We start from the raw sequence: 18596 nt of genomic DNA on the forward strand, positions 1-18596 counted from the left end.
GATTGGGGGGCTCATATCCCGCGAACCCAACGGGACCGGCGGGCGCTAGCCAGGGGAATGGGAAGCGTCAGCTTTCGAGGTGTTGAGCTGTCAAGAGTTGCTAAATTTCAACCTTCCCGGAGATTTCCCTTGCAGCGGCGACGATCGCGCGTCTCAGCCATTTGTGCCTGGGGGTGTCTTGGTGGCGTGCGTGCCAGACTAGGCTCATCGGGAACTTTTTAAGAGAGAGGGGTGGCGTCAGCGAAACGAAGCGTCCGGCAGTCGCGCTGACATGCGCCAAGCTCGCCGGCAAGGTCATGACGAGGTCCGACCGAGCAGCAATCTCCATTGCCGCGAAGAAATTCGGAGCACGCACCTTCACCCGTCGTTTCCGCTCCATGAGTGCAAGCGCCTCATCGATGGGCGCCTGCCCAACACCAGTGATGCTCACCACTATATGATCAAGCGCTAGGAACCGGTCGAGCGTGAGCTTTTTATGCGCGGCTGGATGCTCAGAGCGCATGATTGTTACAAGCCTTTCCTCGTATAACCGGCGTCGGTGGATACCCGGGGGCGCTTCGTCGAACAACCCCACCGCTGCGTCGGCGACATCGTTATTCAGCGCATCCATTACACTTGAACCAAGTGCCTGGACGTCAAGATTGAGCGCAGGCGCCTCATCTGCAAAGCGGGTGAGCAGATGAGGCATAAGTATGGCGGCCTGCAGATCGGGCATCAGGAGTCGAGCATAGCCTGTCGCTGTTGCGGGATCGAATGGGTTCGCCTGCAGCATTTGGCCGATGCCGGCCAACGTTCTGCGCAGCATTGGACGTATGTCTTCAGCGCGAGCGCTGAGGAGGTAGCCGCCCGTGCCATCGACGAGGAGGGCGTCCGCAAACAGCGCACGCAACCGCCCTAGGGCTCGGCTGGCGGCCGGCTGGCTCATTCCGAGCCGATGAGCGGCGCGCGTAACGTTTCTCTCCTCCAGCAACGCGTCAAGCATCACTAGAAGGTTCAGATCAATCGCACGGATATCCACCTTACGCATGTCGTATATATAAATCATGCATTAGACGCATGAAAGAGCTGAGCGTACCTAGGTCCTCGTAACGGTGGCCAACGATCGGAGGACAAGCTTATGCAAGTGGTGTTTGGAGCGAATGGGCGAGCAGGTGGTGAGATTGCTCGCGCCCTCCTCGAACGCGGCGAGGCCGTGCGCGTCGTCTTGCGTCAACCGGAACATCGTGAGAGATGGATCGCACGGGGCGCGGATGTGGCCATGGTAGACATTGTCGATGCAGACGCTGTAGCAGCCGCGCTAAAAGGAGCCTTAGGAGCGTTTCTGCTCAATCCCACACCGCGCAGTGGCGATCCCTACGCACATGCCCAAGAAGTGGGTACTGCACTCGCGCACGCGCTCCATGCTGCTCAATTGCCCAAGGCGGTTGTTCTGTCTTCGATTGGAGCTCAGCATGCCTCGGGCACCGGCGTCATTGCCACGCTCAACCAGATCGAGATGCTGCTCGAGGGAACGGCGCCAGCCATCACCTTCCTGCGATCCGCCTATTTCGTCGAGACCTGGAGCGAAGTCGCGGGCACCGCGGTGACGGAAGGCGTGCTGCCGACCTTTCTCGAGGTGACTCAGAAGATTCCGATGGTAAGCACGATCGATGTTGGCCGCACGGGAGCTGCCCTTCTTTGCGAAAATTGGACCGGAAAGCGGATCGTGGAGCTTAGCGGTCCAGAGGACTGGAGCGCCAGCGATGTGGCGATGGTCTTTGCCAAGCTTCTCGGCCATCCTGTGGAGCCGATATTCGTTCCGTCTGAGGAGCGTTCGGCTATTCTTACTAAAGACGGGATCGATAACAAGGCGGCGGAGGGCTTGCTCGCCATGTATGAGGGTATCGCTAACGGTCGTTTCGTGCGCGAGGACGGGAATGAGCAGCGTCGTGGTGTCGTCTCGCTGACAGCCGCCGTGGAGCGCATCCTCTCACCTTCGCGGACCTTCACTGTTCGAACGTGAGGTCCCACAAGCAGACATCAAGTCATAAGCATTTCAATTACACTGATGCTTGCGTCGCTGACGTCGGCTTGTTGGGGCACTGCAGTCACTTCCGATGCTGCCTGTCAGCAGATAGGGAAGCATCGACTTTTGCAGGGCGCCCAATACGCGAACCCCTAGCACGAGCCGCAGCCATCATGACTTGGGTGCCAGGCCAGGCCCAGAATTCTTGCTCAGCAAGCGGAAGCTTCACTCCTGTACCTTTCAAGAGCTTGGCAAGCGACCACCTCGATTATTTTCGATGGCTCCGTCCAGAGCCATCCGTCGGGAGCGTTCAAATGCTTCAAAGCTTATTCCCGGCGTCGCCGATGATTCAGCCTTGAAAGCACGCCAACCGGAATCGTGATCGGAAGTCGAAAATTTTTCGAGAGCGGCTTCGGCAGGCACTCCAGTCCACAAAACGAGGCAAACCAGGATTGACGGTTCTCGTTGTGGCCGCCGCATCCATGCTCGATCCTATATCATAAAAAATGTAATAGTTATAACCACTTGCGTCACGCATGCATGCCGCCATACATCTCACCGTCCGCCTCTCATCAACGGTCGGCAAAAACAATTCGGCAGATGCAGTGGGACCATGTCGCGCCTTCCGCTCCAAACGATTGAAAGTGCTCCCGAGGCCGCCAAAGCGGCGCTCACCACGGCAGAAAAGAACAACGGCTATCTGCCAAACCTGCTCGCCATTCTGGCCAACGCTCCGGTCGCGCTCGAAACCTATCTCACAGTCTCCGGCATCAATGCACGCAGCTCGCTCACGCTGGCCGAACGCGAGACCGTGCAGATTACGGCTGCGTCCATCCACGGCTGCGGCTTCTGCGTCGCGGGACATACGGCAATCGCTTACAAGAAGGCCGGCCTCGATGAGGCGACCGTCGAGGCTTTGCGCTCGGGACAGCCGCCTGCGGATCCGAAGCTGGGCGCCGTTGCGAATTTCGCCAAAGCCGTCATAGCCACCCGCGGTGCCGTCAGCGATGACGCGCTCGCGGCGTTCAAGCGCGCCGGCTACAGCGATCAAGCCGCGCTTGAGGTCGTGCTCGGCGTCAGTCTCGCCACGCTGTGCAATTTCGCCAACAATCTAGGCAAGCCACCGCTCAATCCGCAGCTTGAGCCCTATCGTTGGAGCGGCCCGCTTGCGGCCGTCGCAACATGACCGAGCTTGCGAAGCCACTAAGCCCGCGCTTCGTCGACTCCACCACCACGGCGTGGCTGGAAAGCGCCGCCACCGACCTCGACATCGGAACAGAACATCCTGCATCTCTGCTTCCGGCGCTCGCAAACGGCGGGCTGACGCGCATCGGCATTTCGCGCGCAGACGGCGGAACCGGTGGAGAGATCACGGATGCGGTGGCCGCCATCGCCGAGGTGTCGGCGCTATCCCTGGCCGCCGGCTTCGTGCTCTGGGGACACCGCACCTATACCGAGTACTTGCTCCACAGCGAAAGCGGCGCGCTGCGCGAGCGCCTGTTGCCCGAGCTCGTCGCAGGCCGCATCGCCGGCGCGACCGGTCTCTCCAATGCCATGAAGTTCCTGGCCGGCCTCGAGGAACTCCAGATCACGGCGCGCGACGACGGTGACGCGCTGGTGCTCGATGGCAAGCTCCCGTGGGTGACAAACCTGCGTCCCGAGGGCTTCCACGTCGCCGCGGCCGCATCCCACAAGAACGGTAGTGCGTTGATCGCCTCGCTCGCTCACGACACGAGCGGCGTGGAGCGCTCCGCGGATCTGGATCTTATCGCCTTGCGCTCGACCAACACCGCCGCGATCACCATCGCGAACGCGCGGATCACGGCCGACGATGTCCTGAGCTCTAGCGCGCACGCGTGGCTGCAGCGGGTGCGTCCCGCCTTTCTCGGGCTCCAGTGCGGCTTATCGATCGGCCTGGCACGTCGCGCGTTGCACGAGGCCGCCTCCGCATCCGGTGCTGGCCGTCATGTGCTCGAGTATTCCATCGCCGAGCTCACCTCATCGCTTGCCGAGCAGGAACGGGCATTGCTCGACGGACTGGCGAATGCCCGATTCCTGGCAGAGCCGGCGGCCCTGTTCCGCATCCGCATCACGCTGGCCGAGATCGCGGAGGCCGCAGTCAACCTGGAACTGCAGGCCTGGGGTGGGCGCGCCTATCTCGCCGGACCCGGCGCTGGATTCTTCCGCCGATGGCGCGAGGCCGCGTTCATTCCCGTGGTGACGCCGAGCCTTGTACAGCTCAAGACGGCACTTGCCGCAAAGGCGGTCGCATCCGCGGACGAAGGAGCTGTCGCGTGAGCACGGCGCACCCAATCCTCGAAGCACGGGAGATCGCGCTCGGATATGGCAACGCCGGCCCCTTGATCACGGACTTTGGCCTCGCTCTGAATGCTGGCGAGATCGTCACCATCCTCGGCCCGAGCGGCATCGGCAAATCGAGCCTGATCCGCGTATTGGCCGGGCTCCAGCAGCCGAATACTGGACATGTCGCCGTCGATGGCCAGGTGATCCGGAACGTCCACCCGCGCGTTGCCATCGCGTTCCAGAATCCCGGACTCCTGCCCTGGCTCAACCTCGAGCGCAACGTCGCGTTCGGCCTGAGCTTCGCGCGCCAGCTTAGGCTTTCGTCGGCAGAGCGGCGTGCCCGGACCGATGCCGCCATCCGCAAAGTCGGCCTCGACCACGCGCGCCATCGCCTCCCGGCCGAGCTGTCCGGCGGCATGGCGCAGCGCGCGGCGCTCGCACGCTGCCTCGCCCGTCAGCCCAAGGCGCTGCTGCTCGATGAGCCCTTCGGCGCGCTGGATGAGATCACGCGCGCGGACATGCAAAGCCTGCTGCTCTCCGTCGTGCGCGAGTTCCGCACGGCCACGGTGCTCGTGACCCACGATATCGATGAGGCTCTGCTGCTCTCCGACCGCATCGTTCTGATCGGAGGAGCGCCGGCACGCGAGCTTGCGCAGTGGCGCATCGATCACCCGCAACCACGCCACGACCGCTTGGCCGAGCTTGGCCGGATCCGCATCGAGATCGTCCAGGCCCTGCACGCGGCCATCGTACGCCATCACTGAAAAACAACGCAGCTCTAAGGGGGACTTGCCATGAATGACGACTTTTTCTCGCGACGCGATGTGATGAAGCTCTCGGCGCTCCTGACCGCTGGCGGAGCCCTCCCGTTCCTCAACGCGTTCGAAGCCCGCGCGCAGGCGCCGGACGAACCGGTAAAGATCGGCTATCTGCCGATCACCGATGCCACGCCGCTGCTGGTCGCCCACGCCAACGGCTATTTCGAAGCCGAGGGTATCAAGGCCGAGAAGCCGGTGCTGCTCAGAAGCTGGGCGCAGTTGGTCGAAGCCTTCATCTCAGGTCAGGTCAACGTCGTCCACGTGCTGTCGCCGATCGCGGTCTGGGCGCGCTACAGCAGCAAGGTGCCGGCCAAGGTCGTCGCATGGAACCACACCGCCGGCTCGGCGCTGACGGTCGCCAAGGACATCAGCTCGGTCAAGGAGCTCGGCGGCAAGACCGTCGCCATTCCGTTCTGGTACTCGATCCATAACGTGGTGCTGCAGGAGCTCCTGCGCGCCAACGGGCTGACGCCCGTATCGAAGAAGGACAATCCGGCGCAGAACGAGGTGAGCCTCGTCATCCTGGCGCCGTCCGACATGGTGCCTGCCCTCGCGGCGAAGCAGATCGCGGGCTACATCGTCGCCGAGCCGTTCAATGCCGCAGGCGAGGCGCTCGGCGTTGGCAAGGTGCTGCGCTTTACGGGCGACGTGTGGAAGGATCACGCCTGCTGCGTCGTGCTTCTGCACGAGCGCGACTTGAACCAGCGCGCCGAGTGGTCGCAGAAAGTTGTCGATGCGGTCGTCAAGGCTCAGGTCTGGACACGCGCCAACCGCCTCGAAACGGCGAAGCTCCTGTCGAAGGACGGAGCCAACAAATATACGCCGCACGCGGTCGAGGTGCTGAAGAAAGTGCTGTCGCCCGAGAAGACCGACATCACGGAGTATCTGGCGTCCGGCGCGATCGTCCACAAGGAGTGGAACGAGCAGCGGATCGATTTCCAGCCGTACCCGTATCCGAGCTATACGGAGGAGCTGGTGAAGCTGCTCAAGCGGACGCTCATCGAGGGCGACAGGCGCTTCCTCGAGGCGCTCGATCCGGCATTCGCGGCGAAGGATCTGGTGGACGACAGCTTCGTCAAGAAATCCGTTCTCGCAAACGGCGGCCTGACGGCGTTCGGTCTCCCCGACGGCTTCGAGCGCAAGGAAGTCATCCTGACGTGAGCGAGGTGATCGACGGCATCGCGGCGCAGAACGACGTCTCGCAACGGCAGCCGGCGGAGCGCAAGCTCCGCCGCAGATCTGGCGCGCCGCTCCGGTTCGTGCACGGCCTCGCCGGGCTCGGGCTCATCGTGCTCGCGTGGTGGATCGCAACCGATCTGCTCGCCGCGCCGGACAGCCTCGAGGCCCGCTTCGCGCCGCAAGCGACGTTCTCTAGCCTCTTTCAGTTGTTGTCGAGCTCCGACCTCGCGCTGCACGTTGCCGTCAGTCTCAAACGGATCCTGGTGGGTCTCGTGCTGGCGCTGGCCATCGGCGTGCCGGTTGGCCTGGTCGTCGGCCTCAACAAAACCGTCGAGGCCGCGACGTCGCCGGCATTTCAGCTCCTGCGCATGATCTCGCCGCTGTCGTGGATGCCGATCGCCGTGATGGTGCTCGGCGTCGGCGACTATCCAATCTATTTCCTGCTGACGTTCGCCGCCGTGTGGCCGATCCTGCTCAATACGGCAGCCGGTGTCCGGCACCTCGACCCCGCGTGGCTGACGCTTTCACGCAGTCTTTGCGCGACGCCATGGGAGAACCTGATCCATGTCGTCATCCCCGGCGTGGTGGGTCACGTTCTGACCGGCGTGCGGCTCGCCATCGGCATCCTGTGGATCGTGCTGGTGCCTTGCGAGATGCTCGGCGTTTCGGCCGGCCTCGGCTACATGATCCTCGATACCCGCGACCGCCTCGCCTATTCCGAACTCATGGCGATGGTGATCGTCATCGGCCTGCTCGGCTTTCTTCTCGACGCTGCGGCGCGCGCTCTTCACAGCCGCTGGCTTCCCGCCTCCAGCGAGTGATGTTCGAGGCTACGCCGACTTCGGATGTGGGCGCGGCGGTCGCAAATGTGCGGAGGCGTAGCGCCACTCCATATATCGCCGGACCTCCGTCAATTGCCCGTCGGCGAGGCGGGCAAGAGGCCAGCGGCCGCCGTCGATGCTCTTGACCTCGGCCGCGATCCATCTGTCGCGCTGCTCCTCTCCGGCTCCAGGCACCGTTGCAGCCGAACGATAGCGGATCTCGATCCGATCGCCGGGTTCGAGCTCAGTCACATTTGACATCGTTTTCGAGCCTCCTCGAAGACATAGCCGAACCGGTGCAGGGGTTCGGGCTTACGTTCGATATAGGCCCGCCAGGATGGCAGCCAAACCAAGAAGATCAGCAGTGCATAGTCAGTCCGCAGCTCGATACGGCCCCGCAAGACGCAGCCTCAACAGGCAGTTCTCGATTGCGCACGCCGGCCCAAGAGGCAAAGCGGCGAGCGAAATACGGCCGGTGCTGAACTGTCTCCAGCCCACCGATTGGCCCCTTTCCGTTCCGGAGGCCGACCAGATGACGCGGAGAAGATCACGCGTCTGACGGTCTACAGCTTCTCCAGCCGACCTGTAGTAAGCTTGGAAGATCGAATCATTGCCCGCGAGGCATGCCGATGAACGAGCGCGTCAAGGCTATTCTGCTCGCCGCATTGAAGCTTCCGCCGGAGGAGCGCGAGGAGCTGGCGCAAACGCTGATGGACAATCTCGGTGCAGACCCCACCGATGCGGAGCAGCTCTTGGCCGGCACCGATGCGTCAGGCGGCGCGGCCGGCGAGCCGCCGCAGCAGCCCACCTCCGACGTTCTCGCCAAGTATCTCGACATCTGACAGCGGATTCGCGAACCTGGTTTCACCCGGCGCCGGGAGCGTGTTCTCGGCAATCAGCTTGCGAAGCTCGCTGAGCTCGTACTCGACGGAAGCGATGGTCTCCTCGCTTGCAGCCTGCTCGGCGCGCGCCCGGCCTACCTCGGCGCTGAACGTCTCGAGGGCGCGCTGGATGACGGCAAATGCCGCGTCTCGTTCCATGGCCATGGAGTTATCCTCCTAATCCACAGACTGGGCGTAGCCGATTCCCTGGGGCGCAACGGGGCGCTTCCAAGGTTTTGCGCAGGTTTACGGGTTGCAGAGGCTCGGGCTTCCGGACCAGCCCATCGTTGCGGCTGCCCTCTCCCCGCGAGCGAGGAGAGGGAGAGATCGACCTAGCCGAGCAGCGCTTCGGGTGCGTCGGCCTCGCCGTAGAGCGTCATCATCGGCTCGTCGTCGAGGATCGCCTCCTCGTACGTGCCGTAGCCGTTGAAGTCGCCGGCGATGGCGCGGCCGTAAGCGCCGACGTTGCCGATCTCCAGGTAGTCGCCTTCGCGGATGCAGTCCGGCAGCGAGAACGGCCCCTTCATGTGGTCGATCGAGTCGCAGGTCGGCCCCCACAGCTCGTAGGGGATCAGCGTCTCGGTCGCGGGCTCGCGGGCGATGAGGCGCGCCGGATAGGTCCAGCCCAGGTGCGCGGCATCGAACAGCACCCCGTAGCCGCCGTCGTTGATGAAAAGGTCATTGCCGCGGCGTGCCTCGACCCGCACGATCAAAGTCTCGGCCTCGGCGACGAGCGCGCGTCCCGGCTCGCACATGACGCGCACATCCTCGCGCACGGGCAGCTTGTTCACGCCCTCCTCGATCGCCGACAGGAAGCGCTTGAGCGGCGCCGGCTGCATGCCCGGATAGACCGACGGGAAGCCGCCGCCGACGTCAATGCGGTCGACGACGACGCCGGCCTTGCCGATCAGGCTCTGCACCTCCGACAAGGCGTTGACGTAGGCGTCGGGCGTCATGGTCTGCGAGCCGACGTGGAAGGTGATGCCGAGCTCGGCCGCGGCGCGGCGCGTCTCGACCAGCAGGCGCGCGGCCTTCTGGCCGCTGGCGCCGAACTTGCGCTCGAGCGGGATGCGGCTGTTGATGGCCGGAACGGTGACGCGGACGAAGAGCGCAAGGTCGCGCGCCGGTCCGGCCGAGCCAGCGGTTTCCTCGACGATCTTCCTCAGCTCGTCCTCGGTATCGAGCGCGAAGCTCCTGAGCCCATGCTCATGGTAGGCGCGGCGGATGCTCTCGCGCGACTTCACGGGATGCATGAAGTGCAGCTCGGCGCCCGGGATGGTCGCCGCGTCCTCGATCTCGGGCAGCGAGGCGACGTCGAAATGGCGGATGCCGGCGCCGTAGAGCGCGCCGATCAGGAAGACCGAGCTGTTGGCCTTGTAGGCGTAGGCCACGTCGCCGTTGAAGTTGTCGATGAACCAGCGCGCGGCGCGGGCCGCGGCATGCGGGCGCGCGCAGACGACCGGACGCTCGGGCTTGCGGACGGCGACCAGCTCTGCCGCTGAGGCATATCGCTCCATGTAACGGACCTCCACCAACTCGGGTTGGACCAGAAGCGCCGTGCGAAGCGAAAATCGTCGCCGTGCGTGGGGTGCATTTAGGACCTACGGGCTTGGATGTAAAGACCTTTGGCCCGCGCAGATTGTGACAGTTTCGCGAAGATTTCGCGTCACCGCCGATCTGCAAAGCTTTGCAAAAAAGCAGGCGTTCAGTTTGTGCCTGCCGGCCACATTTACTTGCGCTCCTGGGCGCGGCGGAGGGCAGCGGCAAAGGCGCTCTCGCCTGCCGGCTCGCCGGATTTGCTCGGCGGTGGCGCGAAGCCACGGCCTTGCTGCGGCGAACCGCCTTGCGGACGCGCGCCTCCGCCCGATGCGCCGCGCTCGATGCTGCCCGAGCGCATGGTGAGGCCGATGCGCTTCCGCTCGACGTCGACCTCCTTCACGCGCACGGTGACGACGTCGCCGACCTTCACCACCTCGCGGGGGTCCTTGACGAAGCGATCCGCCAGCTCGGAGATGTGCACGAGCCCGTCCTGGTGCACGCCGACGTCCACGAAGGCGCCGAAGGCGGCGACGTTCGTCACCGTGCCTTCGAGCTGCATGCCGGGCTTCAGATCCGAGATCTTCTCGACGCCTTCCGTGAAGGTCGCGGTCTTGAACTCGGGGCGCGGGTCGCGGCCGGGCTTCTCCAGCTCGGCCAGGATGTCGGTCACGGTCGGGATGCCAAAGGTCTCGTCGGCGAACTCGGCGGGGCGCAGCGCTTTCAGAAACGCGCGGTCGCCGATCATGGCCTTAAGCGGGCGCTTGGTCTTCTCGGAGATGCGCTCGATGACGGCGTAGGCTTCAGGGTGCACGGCGGACGCATCGAGCGGATTGGTGCCGTTCATGATGCGCAGGAAGCCCGCCGCCTGCTCGAACGCCTTGGGTCCGAGGCGCGGCACCTTCTTCAGCGCGGTGCGTGTCTTGAAGGCGCCGTTCTCGTTGCGGAAAGCGACGATGTTCGCCGCGAGCGTCTGGTTGAGGCCCGAAACGCGCGTCAGCAGCGGCACGGACGCAGTGTTCACATCAACGCCGACGGAGTTCACACAGTCCTCGACCACGGCGTCGAGCGAGCGGGCGAGGCCCGACTGGTCGACGTCGTGCTGGTACTGGCCGACGCCGATGGCTTTGGGCTCGATCTTGACCAGCTCGGCCAGCGGATCCTGCAGCCGGCGCGCGATGGAGACGGCGCCGCGCAGCGAGACGTCGAGGTCGGGAAACTCCTTCGCGGCCAGCTCGGAGGCGGAATAGACGGAGGCGCCGGCTTCGGAGACCATCACCTTGGTCAGCTTGAGTTGGGGCATCTTGGCGATCAGCTCGGCGACGAGCTTGTCCGTCTCGCGGCTGCCGGTGCCGTTGCCGACGCTGACGAGGTCGACCTTGTGCCTGGCTGAGAGCGCCGCGAGCGTTGCCAGGGAGCCGGCCCAGTCGCGCTTTGGCTCGTGCGGATAGATGGTCGCCGTGTCGACCAGCTTGCCGGTGGCGTCGATCACGGCGACCTTGACACCCGTACGCAGGCCCGGATCGAGGCCCATGGTGACGCGCGGGCCGGCGGGCGCGGCGAGCAGCAGGTCCTTCAGATTCGAGGAGAAGACGGTGATCGCCTCGGCATCGGCGCGCTCCTTGAGGCGCGTCAGGAGGTCGGAGGTGATGCTCGTCGAGAGGCGTGCCTTCCAGGCCAGGCGCACGGTCTCGCCGAGCCAGGCGTCGGCCGGGCGGCCCTTGTCGGCGATGCCGAACGCAGCCCGGATCTTGCCTTCGGCGGGATGCGCCTTGGCCTCGTCATGCTCGACGTCGAGGTCGATGTCGAGGATGCCCTCGTTGACGCCGCGCAGAAGCGCCAGCGCGCGGTGGCTCGGCATGTCCTTGATGGTTTGCCCGAAGTCGAAATAGTCGGAGAACTTGGCGCCCTCCGTCTCCTTGCCCTTCTTGACCTTGGAGGCGAGGCGGCCCTCGCTCCATTCCCACTCGCGCAAGGTCTGCACGACGTCGGCGCGCTCGGCGATGCGCTCGATCAGGATGTGGCGCGCGCCGTCGAGCGCGGCCTTCTGATCGGCGACGCCCTTGTCTGCGGCGACGAACTTCGTCGCCTCGACGGCAGGATCGAGTGCGGGGTTGGCAAGCAGCGCATCGGCCAGCGGCTCGAGGCCCGCCTCGCGCGCGATCTGCGCCTTGGTGCGGCGCTTGGGCTTATAGGGCGCGTAAAGATCCTCAAGCTCGACCTTGGTGGTGGCGGCGTTGAAGGCGCGCTCGAGCTCCGGGGTCAGCTTGTCCTGCTCGCGCACGCTCTTCAGGATCGCCGCGCGGCGGTCCTCCAGCTCGCGCAGGTAGACGAGGCGGTCGGACAGCGTGCGCAGTTGCGTGTCGTCGAGCCCGCCGGTCTTCTCCTTGCGGTAGCGGGCGATGAAGGGAACAGTCGCGCCCTCGTCGAGAAGGGCCACCGCGGCTGCCACCTGGCCGGTGCCCACGCGCAATTCGTCTGCGATACGCTGATTGATCTTGTCCATGGAGGTGCCTTTAGGGTCAGGACGCGCGAGAGGTCAACCGCGCGGGCGCGGAGGATGCGCCGGATTCGTCCTCGAGGTCGAGGGCCGTCAGACGCTCGCCGCGCCCGCTGATGCGCGCGGCGGACGCGGAGACCTTTTCCAACGCCTTGGTGGAAAGGCCGAAATGGCGCTCGAGCTCGGCCACGCGCTCGGCAAGGCGGGCCACGTCGCCGAGCAGAAGTCCCACCTCGCGCTGGATGAGGCCCGCCTGGTCGCGCATCTTCGCGTCCTTGATCACGGCCTGAACGGTCTGCACGGCGAGCATCAGGATGTTCGGCGCCACGATGACGACGCGGGCGCGGTGGGCGCGCTGCACGAGGTCCGCGAAGTGCTCATGCAGATCTCCGTAGACCGATTCCGAAGGGACGAACATCAGCGCGGTGTCCTGCGTCTCGCCGGGGATCAGATACTTCTCCGCGATGTCGTCGATGTGGCGGCCGACGACCGTACGGATGGCGTCGCGGGCGGCCTTCTGCTCGTCGGGCGTGCGCGCGACGCGCAGCGCCTCGAAGCCTTCGAGCGGGAACTTGGAATCGATGACGAGGGACGCGGGGGTGTTCGGCAGGCGGATCACGCAGTCGGGGCGCTTGCCGTTCGAGAGCGTGGCCTGGAACTCATAGGCACCCACAGGGAGCGCATCGCGGATGATGGCCTCCATGCGCACCTGCCCGAACGCGCCGCGCGCCTGCTTGTTGGCGAGAACGCCCGAGAGGGAGCCTACCTCCGACGAAAGATCGGCGAGGCTCTGCTTGGCTTCCGCGATGACGGCGAGGCGCTCGTTCAGCGTGGAGAGGCTTTCGGACGTGCGCCGGCCGGCCTCTGCAAGGTTATCGCCCATGTGGCGGGCGAGCGTGTCGACCCGCTCTGTCAGGCGGGCAACGGTGTCGCTGTTCTGGCGCTGCGTCTCGGCAAGGCTGTCCGACAGGCGTCGGCTCACGCCGTCGAGCGTGGCGCCGAGGCGCGTCGCCACCTGCTCGACACGCTCGTCAAGGGCGTGCGCCTCCTCGGCCTGGCGGCGTACCGTCATCTCGCTCATGGCGGTCAGGCGCCCCTTGATCTCGGCGAACTCGGCGGCGGTTGTCCCGCCCTGCCCCCGCCGCAGGAGCAGCGCCAGCAGCACGCCGAGCACGACGGCGCCGAGGATCAGCACGGGATCGGTCGTGCTCAAGGCCTCACTCAGCACGGCGAGCCATTGAGCCAATCGATCGGGCGCAGTTTCCATCATGCCCCTGCGATATCCGATTCGGCTGCCCAAAATTCGTCAGGAACAGGAGCATGTGTCTTTCCGCCGGGGACGTTCCAGGAGTTTCATCCGTGCGTGCTATTTTCGCCGTTCTACTGCTTCTGCTCCTCAGCCCCGCGGCCGCCGCGCAAGGTACCGGCGACGAGGAGGCGGCCATTCGTACTGTGATCGCAGCCTGGTACGCGGAGCTGCAAAAGAAGGACGGGGGCCGCATCTCGGCGCTCACGGCGCCGGGGTTCATCGACGCGTCGCCGCACTACCGGTACATCGACACCGGCGCGGCCATGCTCGGCCCGCGCGTCTACACCTCGCTGCCGGCCAGGGCGCTGAAGTTCGCCTACGACATCGAGCGCCTGCGCATCGATCCCAATTTCGCCAAGGTCAACGTCTGGGAGCGGGGTTATTTCTACGCCTTCGCCGCGCAGAAGACGTATGAGAGCGCGGCCGGCACGCTGTTCATCCTCGAGCGTCAGGAGAAGGATAGCCGCTGGCTGATCCTCGCGCACCAGTCCTCGTCGCTCGGCATTCCGCCGAACAAAATCACCGATCCAATGCCCGACCTGCGCGACCACTTCTATGCCACCGAAGGCAAGGAGCGCGATCCCGAGGCGGACGCGCGCAACGCCGGCAAGTTCTGATACTTGTCCCCGGGGGGTGCGGGATGCGCTAGGGTGTGCCCCGGTCGATGGTGACCGTGATAGCGGTCCGGCCCTCGATGGGGACGGAGTCCTCCGCGCCGACGGCAGGCGAGCCGTTCGCGGCCGGCGGACGACCGCGACGCTTGCGGCGTGCGGCCTCGGCGACCTCCCGCGCGCGGATCTCCTTCTCGCGCTCCGGCATCTTGCGCAGGAATGTGCGCCAGTCGCCGAGAATGGCGAAGCGCTGGCGCTCGTAGTCGTAGGCGATGCCGTCCGGACGGCGCGAAGCGCGCTGGCAGATGGCGACGATCTGCTCCTCGCCGCTGCGGTCGAAGCGGAACTGATAGTCGGCGTCGCGACCCGGCACGCGCACGGCCACGGACGGCGCGATGAGATTGTCGGGCTCGAGCTCGTTCGGGAACAGCACGATGGCTTTGCCCTCCCGATCGACGTCGATCAGCGTCAAGTGACACGCCTTGCTGACCGCTACGTTGATGGTGACGAGATCGCGCGGCCGGTAGAACGGCTTGTCGGTCCAGACGAGAACGTCGATCTCCGTGTTCGATACGGTCGCTCCGCTCAGCGCGGATCCGGGCTTTGCCTCGCCGTCGAGCGCGCGCGTCAGGCTTTGCCACGCCTCGCGCGTCAACGTGCCGTGGATCAGGCGCCGCGCCGGATGCAGGAACTCGCCGCCCACGGCGGCAAGAATCCCCGCGAGCACGCGGGGCGTCACTCCGCGCTCGGCGGCGGCCCGCACGAGATCGACATCACGAGTCCAAGCGCCGGCAAAGCGCTCCACGGCCCGCTGGCCGGCGGCGTCGAATGCCACGTCGAAGGCGGGATCGATGTTGCCGGAGGCATCCTTCGGCCGCGCGAGCACGTGCGCGGCGAGCCAGTCGGCGGGCACGGCGCTCACGCCCGCTGTCGGTGCGGAGGCCGTGAGCCGTTCCCATTCGGCGGGGAGAAGCGCAACCGCGCTCAAGCGCACGGTCAGAATGGCGCCCTCCTCGCCCAAGGTCTCGATCTCCTGCGTATCGCGACGGCGGGCGAGCGCCGCCAGCAGGATAGCAACCGCGTCGCGGGCCTCCTTGAGCCGCTCAGGCGCGGCACAGGCGTTCCAGAGATGGACCAGCGACAGAAACCGGGTGTCGGCCGCCGACGACGCACCGGTCTTCCGGACCCAGGTCGCGACGCGGGCGTCCGCGTCAGCGGGCGCAATAAGGTGGCGGCCGGCGCATCCCGCGTTGCGCGCGGGCAGGCTTTCGATCCAGTCGCGTACGGTTTCGACCTCCTCCGGCGTCGGTCCGGTTGCCGCATCGCCCTCGCGCACGCCCTGCGATGCAAGCAGGCGCTGGTAGATGCGCGAGGCGTCAGGTCGCTTCGGCTCAACCAGGCGCGGATCGTCGGCCAGGGCATCCAGATCCAGCGCGCTGCCGTTGGCATGGGCCTCGCGGCACGCCGTGCAGTGCGCCTCGAGAACCGCACGCGCGCGCTCGGGCAGCGGCCGCGACTGCTCCGCAGCCACCGCGGCAGGCGGGGCCGTCGCGGGCTCGGCGCGGATGGCAACGGCCGCAACAAGGCTCAGCGCTGCCGATGCGAGCATGGTCCATCCGCCACGTGCGCACGCTGCTCCGCTCATCGACCCCGCCATCCTCTTCTGCTCGCAGGAGAATACCGGCCTTCAGGGCCTTCGGGCTAGCGGCGCTTGCGCAACAGCACTTGCTATCGAGAAGGCACGCGTGTTGCTGCTGCAGCCGATCCCATCCTTAACCACACGGCGAGGTCGCGTCGCGCGGGGCCGCGCCCGACGGCGGCAGCGGTAGCCTCGGCCCGCGGCCTATCCTATGTGTGGGATATGCCGCGAGGCACGTCCTCGCCGCTCGGCCCTCCTCGCAACGGATTCCCCCCACACCTCATGACGCACGGCGGAAAGCTCCTGATCGATCAGCTCGCGGTGCATGGCGTGGCCCGCGTGTTCGAGGTGCCAGGCGAGAGCTTCCTTGCCGCGCTCGACGGGCTCTACGACGCGCCGCAGGTCCGCACCATCGTCTGCCGGCACGAGGGTGGCGCGGCGATGATGGCAGAGGCGACGGGCAAGCTTACCGGGCGGCCCGGCATCGCGTTCGCGACGCGCGGACCCGGAGTCGTCAACGCGGTCTCGGGCGTCTACGTGGCGCAGCAGGATGCGACGCCGATGATCCTGTTCGTCGGGCTGCCGACAACGCCGCTCGACGAGCGGGCGCCGTTCCAGGAGATCGACATCGCGGCGCTGTTTTCCGGCATCGCCAAGTGGACGGCCGTGATCCGGCAAGCCGACCGCATTCCGGAGTACGTCGCGCGCGCGTTCCGCGTAGCGACCTCCGGGCGGCCTGGGCCGGTCGTGATCGGGCTGCCGGAGAATGTGCTGTCGGCCGCCACCACGGCGCCGGTGACGGCGCCGGCCGTGATCGCGGGCGCGGCACCCTCTCCGCGCGACATGAGCAACCTCGCGCAGCGCCTCGGCGCGGCGGAGCGCCCTCTGCTCGTGGTCGGCGGACCGGGATGGAGTGGTCAGGTGCAACGCGCCGTCGAGGACTTCGCGACGGCGTTCGATGTGCCGATGGCGGCGGCATTCCGTTGCCAGGACTACGTGGACAACCGCCACCCGAGCTACGTCGGGCACCTCGGGTTCACGACCGACCGCAAGCTCAAAGCCGGACTCAAAGCGGCCGACCTCGTCATCGCGGTGGGCGCCGAGGTGGCGGACATCGCCACCGACGCGTACGCGCTGCTCGGCGGGCCTGAGCAGACATTCCTCCAGGTGCATCCGGAGCCCAGCGCGATCCTCGGCTATCGCGATGCAGGGCTTGCGATAGCGGCCACCTCGGAGGCGTTCGCCGAGGCGCTCGCCTCCTTCGCGCCCAACCTGCGCGGCGCGGCGGAGCGTCCTTGGGCGCGCTTCCGGCGCGACCTGCGCGCCGCCTACGAGGCGACCCTCGTGCCGCGCGCGACGCCCGGCGCCGTGCGCATGGAAGACGTGGTCGCTACGGTCTCGGCTCTGCTGCCGGAGGACGGCATCGTCACCAACGGTGCCGGCAACTACTCGCAGTGGGTGCACCGCTACTTCCGGTTCAAGGGCTACAGGAGCGGCCTCGCTCCCACCTCGGGCTCGATGGGCTACGGGCTGCCAGCAGCGATCGCGGCCAAGCTTGAGCACCCCGAGCGGCCGGTCGTGTGCTTCGCGGGCGACGGCTGTTTCGCGATGACGTCGAGCGAGCTCGGAACGGCGGTGCAGTTCGGTCTTCCGATAGCGATTCTGATCGCCAACAACGGCATCTACGGCACCATCCGCATGCATCAGGAGCGCCACTTCCCGGGGCGCCCCAACGGAACGAGCCTCGTCAAGCCGGATTTCGCGGCGTTCGCCAGGGCGCATGGCGCGGGGGCGGCGACCGTCACGCGGAGCGAGGATTTCGAGGCGGCGTTCCGCGAGGCGCTGGCCGCGGATGTGCCGTTCGTCATCGACCTCAGGCTGGACCCTGAAGCGATCACGCCGACGGAGACGCTGTCGGGTGTGCGCGACGGCGTCGGCGCGAAGTAGCGGCGTCTAGAACTATGATGTCGCGCGGATGGCTGCCGGCGGCGCCACAAGCTCGTAGAGAAGGCGGTCGCCCGGAAAGTGCATGCTTGCCTTTCCGTTGAACGAAGCCGGCACGAACTGCATCAGCACTTTGGTGCCGAACCCCTCACGGGTCGTCCTGCCGTGGCTTTCGATCCCGACCTCCTGCCACGCGAAGTGGAAACCCGCGGGATCCCATTGCACGGAAACCGTGCCGTGGGAATTCGACAACGCCCCATACTTGATCGAGTTCGTGATCAGCTCGTTGAGCGCGAGCGACAAGGCGAGCGCATGGTTCGATTTGAGGCTGAACTCGGGGCCTGACGCCTACATCCGCTCGCGCAGCGTTGGATGAGCGGCAAAGGCCTGATCGAGAATCTGGGCGATACTCGCCTCGCTTGCCGCGTCCGCGGTCAGAAACGACTGGTTCTGACCGAGGGCCGCCAAGCGCTGCGAAAGGCAGGCGCGTGCCTCATCGATCCCGGTCGCGTGCCGCAACGACATCGTGGTGATGGCCGTCACCATCGTCAGCACGTTGCGCATACGATGCGACAGCTCGGCGTTCATCACGGCGAGCTTGTGCTGCGCCAATACGGTCTGGGTCGTCTCCATGACCGTGTCCATCATGCCGCCGACCTCGCCGCTCTCGACGCGGATCGGGCTGTAGCAGAACGTGAAGTAGGCCTGCTCGGGATAGCCCCGGCGGTTGATGATCAGGCCGAAGTTCTCGATGAATGTGGCTTCGCCGGCAAAGGCCTTGTCGACCATGGGCTGAAGCTCGGGCCATACCTCTGCCCAGACGTCGCTGAACGGCCGCCCTATGGCCGAAGGCTTGTTGCCGAGGATGGGCTCAAACGCGTCGTTGTGGAGCATGATGAGCTCGCGTCCCCATGCGATGGCCTTGGGGAAGCTCGAGAGGAGCATCATGCTCAGTGCCGTCTTGAGCGACTGGGGCCATTGCCCCATGGGTCCGAGCGGGGAGTTCGACCAATCGAACTGTGCTATGGATTCCGCAGCTCGGCCTCCGC

18 protein-coding genes are annotated in these 18596 nt (G+C 65.9%); 9 read left to right on the plus strand and 9 right to left on the minus strand.

What is annotated here, in order from left to right:
- Positions 1-100 precede the first annotated feature (100 nt).
- Positions 101-1027 carry a LysR family transcriptional regulator gene (locus IT540_RS11500; protein ID WP_291177536.1) on the minus strand — a complete coding sequence of 309 codons (927 nt, stop codon included), beginning with the start codon at positions 1025-1027 and terminating at the stop codon, positions 101-103.
- A gap of 90 nt (positions 1028-1117) precedes the next feature.
- Here IT540_RS11500 and IT540_RS11505 point away from each other — a divergent pair, with 90 nt between their 5' ends.
- From IT540_RS11505 to IT540_RS11530, 6 genes are all read left to right on the plus strand, one after another.
- On the plus strand, positions 1118-2002 hold the full coding sequence (locus IT540_RS11505) for an NmrA family NAD(P)-binding protein (protein ID WP_291177539.1): 885 nt from the start codon (positions 1118-1120) through the stop codon (positions 2000-2002).
- A 616-nt stretch (positions 2003-2618) separates the two neighbouring features.
- The gene (locus IT540_RS11510) at positions 2619-3191 is read left to right on the plus strand and encodes a carboxymuconolactone decarboxylase family protein (protein ID WP_291177542.1); all 573 of its coding nucleotides are present in this window, start codon (positions 2619-2621) and stop codon (positions 3189-3191) included.
- On the plus strand, positions 3188-4303 hold the full coding sequence (locus tag IT540_RS11515) for an acyl-CoA dehydrogenase family protein (RefSeq protein WP_291177545.1): 1116 nt from the start codon (positions 3188-3190) through the stop codon (positions 4301-4303). The genes IT540_RS11510 and IT540_RS11515 overlap by 4 nt, the downstream gene beginning before the upstream one ends.
- Positions 4300-5073, plus strand: a complete 774-nt coding sequence (locus tag IT540_RS11520; protein WP_291177548.1) for an ABC transporter ATP-binding protein — start codon at positions 4300-4302, stop codon at positions 5071-5073. Before IT540_RS11515 ends, IT540_RS11520 begins: the two co-directional genes overlap by 4 nt.
- A gap of 30 nt (positions 5074-5103) precedes the next feature.
- A complete protein-coding gene (locus IT540_RS11525; RefSeq protein ID WP_291177551.1) occupies positions 5104-6288 on the plus strand; it encodes an ABC transporter substrate-binding protein in 1185 nt (394 codons plus the stop codon).
- A complete protein-coding gene (locus tag IT540_RS11530) occupies positions 6285-7127 on the plus strand; it encodes an ABC transporter permease (protein ID WP_291177554.1) in 843 nt (280 codons plus the stop codon). The genes IT540_RS11525 and IT540_RS11530 overlap by 4 nt, the downstream gene beginning before the upstream one ends.
- A 9-nt stretch (positions 7128-7136) precedes the next feature.
- Here IT540_RS11530 and IT540_RS11535 read toward each other — a convergent pair whose 3' ends face one another.
- The gene (locus tag IT540_RS11535; protein WP_291177557.1) at positions 7137-7388 is read right to left on the minus strand and encodes a hypothetical protein; all 252 of its coding nucleotides are present in this window, start codon (positions 7386-7388) and stop codon (positions 7137-7139) included.
- 368 nt (positions 7389-7756) lie between these two features.
- Here IT540_RS11535 and IT540_RS11540 point away from each other — a divergent pair, with 368 nt between their 5' ends.
- A complete protein-coding gene (locus tag IT540_RS11540) occupies positions 7757-7969 on the plus strand; it encodes a hypothetical protein (RefSeq protein ID WP_291177560.1) in 213 nt (70 codons plus the stop codon).
- Here IT540_RS11540 and IT540_RS11545 read toward each other — a convergent pair.
- The 4 genes from IT540_RS11545 to rmuC form a co-directional block, all read right to left on the minus strand.
- Positions 7898-8173: a hypothetical protein gene (locus IT540_RS11545; RefSeq protein ID WP_291177563.1), complete on the minus strand. Its 276-nt coding sequence runs from the start codon at positions 8171-8173 to the stop codon at positions 7898-7900. The genes IT540_RS11540 and IT540_RS11545 overlap by 72 nt on opposite strands.
- A 167-nt stretch (positions 8174-8340) precedes the next feature.
- On the minus strand, positions 8341-9525 hold the full coding sequence (locus IT540_RS11550) for a type III PLP-dependent enzyme (RefSeq protein ID WP_291177566.1): 1185 nt from the start codon (positions 9523-9525) through the stop codon (positions 8341-8343).
- 212 nt (positions 9526-9737) lie between these two features.
- Entirely contained in the window at positions 9738-12050 is a 2313-nt protein-coding gene (locus IT540_RS11555; RefSeq protein ID WP_291177568.1) for a Tex family protein, read from the minus strand.
- A 16-nt stretch (positions 12051-12066) separates the two neighbouring features.
- Positions 12067-13314 (minus strand): DNA recombination protein RmuC, encoded by a 1248-nt coding sequence (rmuC, locus tag IT540_RS11560; protein ID WP_291177571.1) that lies wholly within the window; start codon positions 13312-13314, stop codon positions 12067-12069.
- Between the two features lie 89 nt (positions 13315-13403).
- Here rmuC and IT540_RS11565 point away from each other — a divergent pair, with 89 nt between their 5' ends.
- Positions 13404-13970: a hypothetical protein gene (locus IT540_RS11565; protein WP_291177573.1), complete on the plus strand. Its 567-nt coding sequence runs from the start codon at positions 13404-13406 to the stop codon at positions 13968-13970.
- 28 nt (positions 13971-13998) lie between these two features.
- Here the strand turns inward: IT540_RS11565 and IT540_RS11570 are convergent, their stop codons facing one another.
- Positions 13999-15573 carry a DUF4384 domain-containing protein gene (locus IT540_RS11570; protein WP_291177576.1) on the minus strand — a complete coding sequence of 525 codons (1575 nt, stop codon included), beginning with the start codon at positions 15571-15573 and terminating at the stop codon, positions 13999-14001.
- Positions 15574-15885: 312 nt separating this feature from the next.
- Here IT540_RS11570 and IT540_RS11575 point away from each other — a divergent pair, with 312 nt between their 5' ends.
- Positions 15886-17550, plus strand: coding sequence for a thiamine pyrophosphate-dependent enzyme (locus IT540_RS11575; protein WP_291177579.1), 1665 nt, complete (start codon positions 15886-15888; stop codon positions 17548-17550).
- Positions 17551-17562: 12 nt separating this feature from the next.
- On the opposite strand, the gene IT540_RS11580 is transcribed toward IT540_RS11575, so the two are convergent.
- Together IT540_RS11580 and IT540_RS11585 are read right to left on the minus strand one after the other, a co-directional pair.
- Positions 17563-17850: a hypothetical protein gene (locus IT540_RS11580; RefSeq protein WP_291177582.1), complete on the minus strand. Its 288-nt coding sequence runs from the start codon at positions 17848-17850 to the stop codon at positions 17563-17565.
- A gap of 45 nt (positions 17851-17895) precedes the next feature.
- Positions 17896-18596: HWE histidine kinase domain-containing protein (locus IT540_RS11585; RefSeq protein WP_291177585.1), on the minus strand; the 701-nt coding region annotated here is incomplete at its 5' end.

Source organism: Hyphomicrobium sp., assembly GCF_020852195.1.
Classification (GTDB): Bacteria; Pseudomonadota; Alphaproteobacteria; order Rhizobiales; family Hyphomicrobiaceae; genus Hyphomicrobium_C.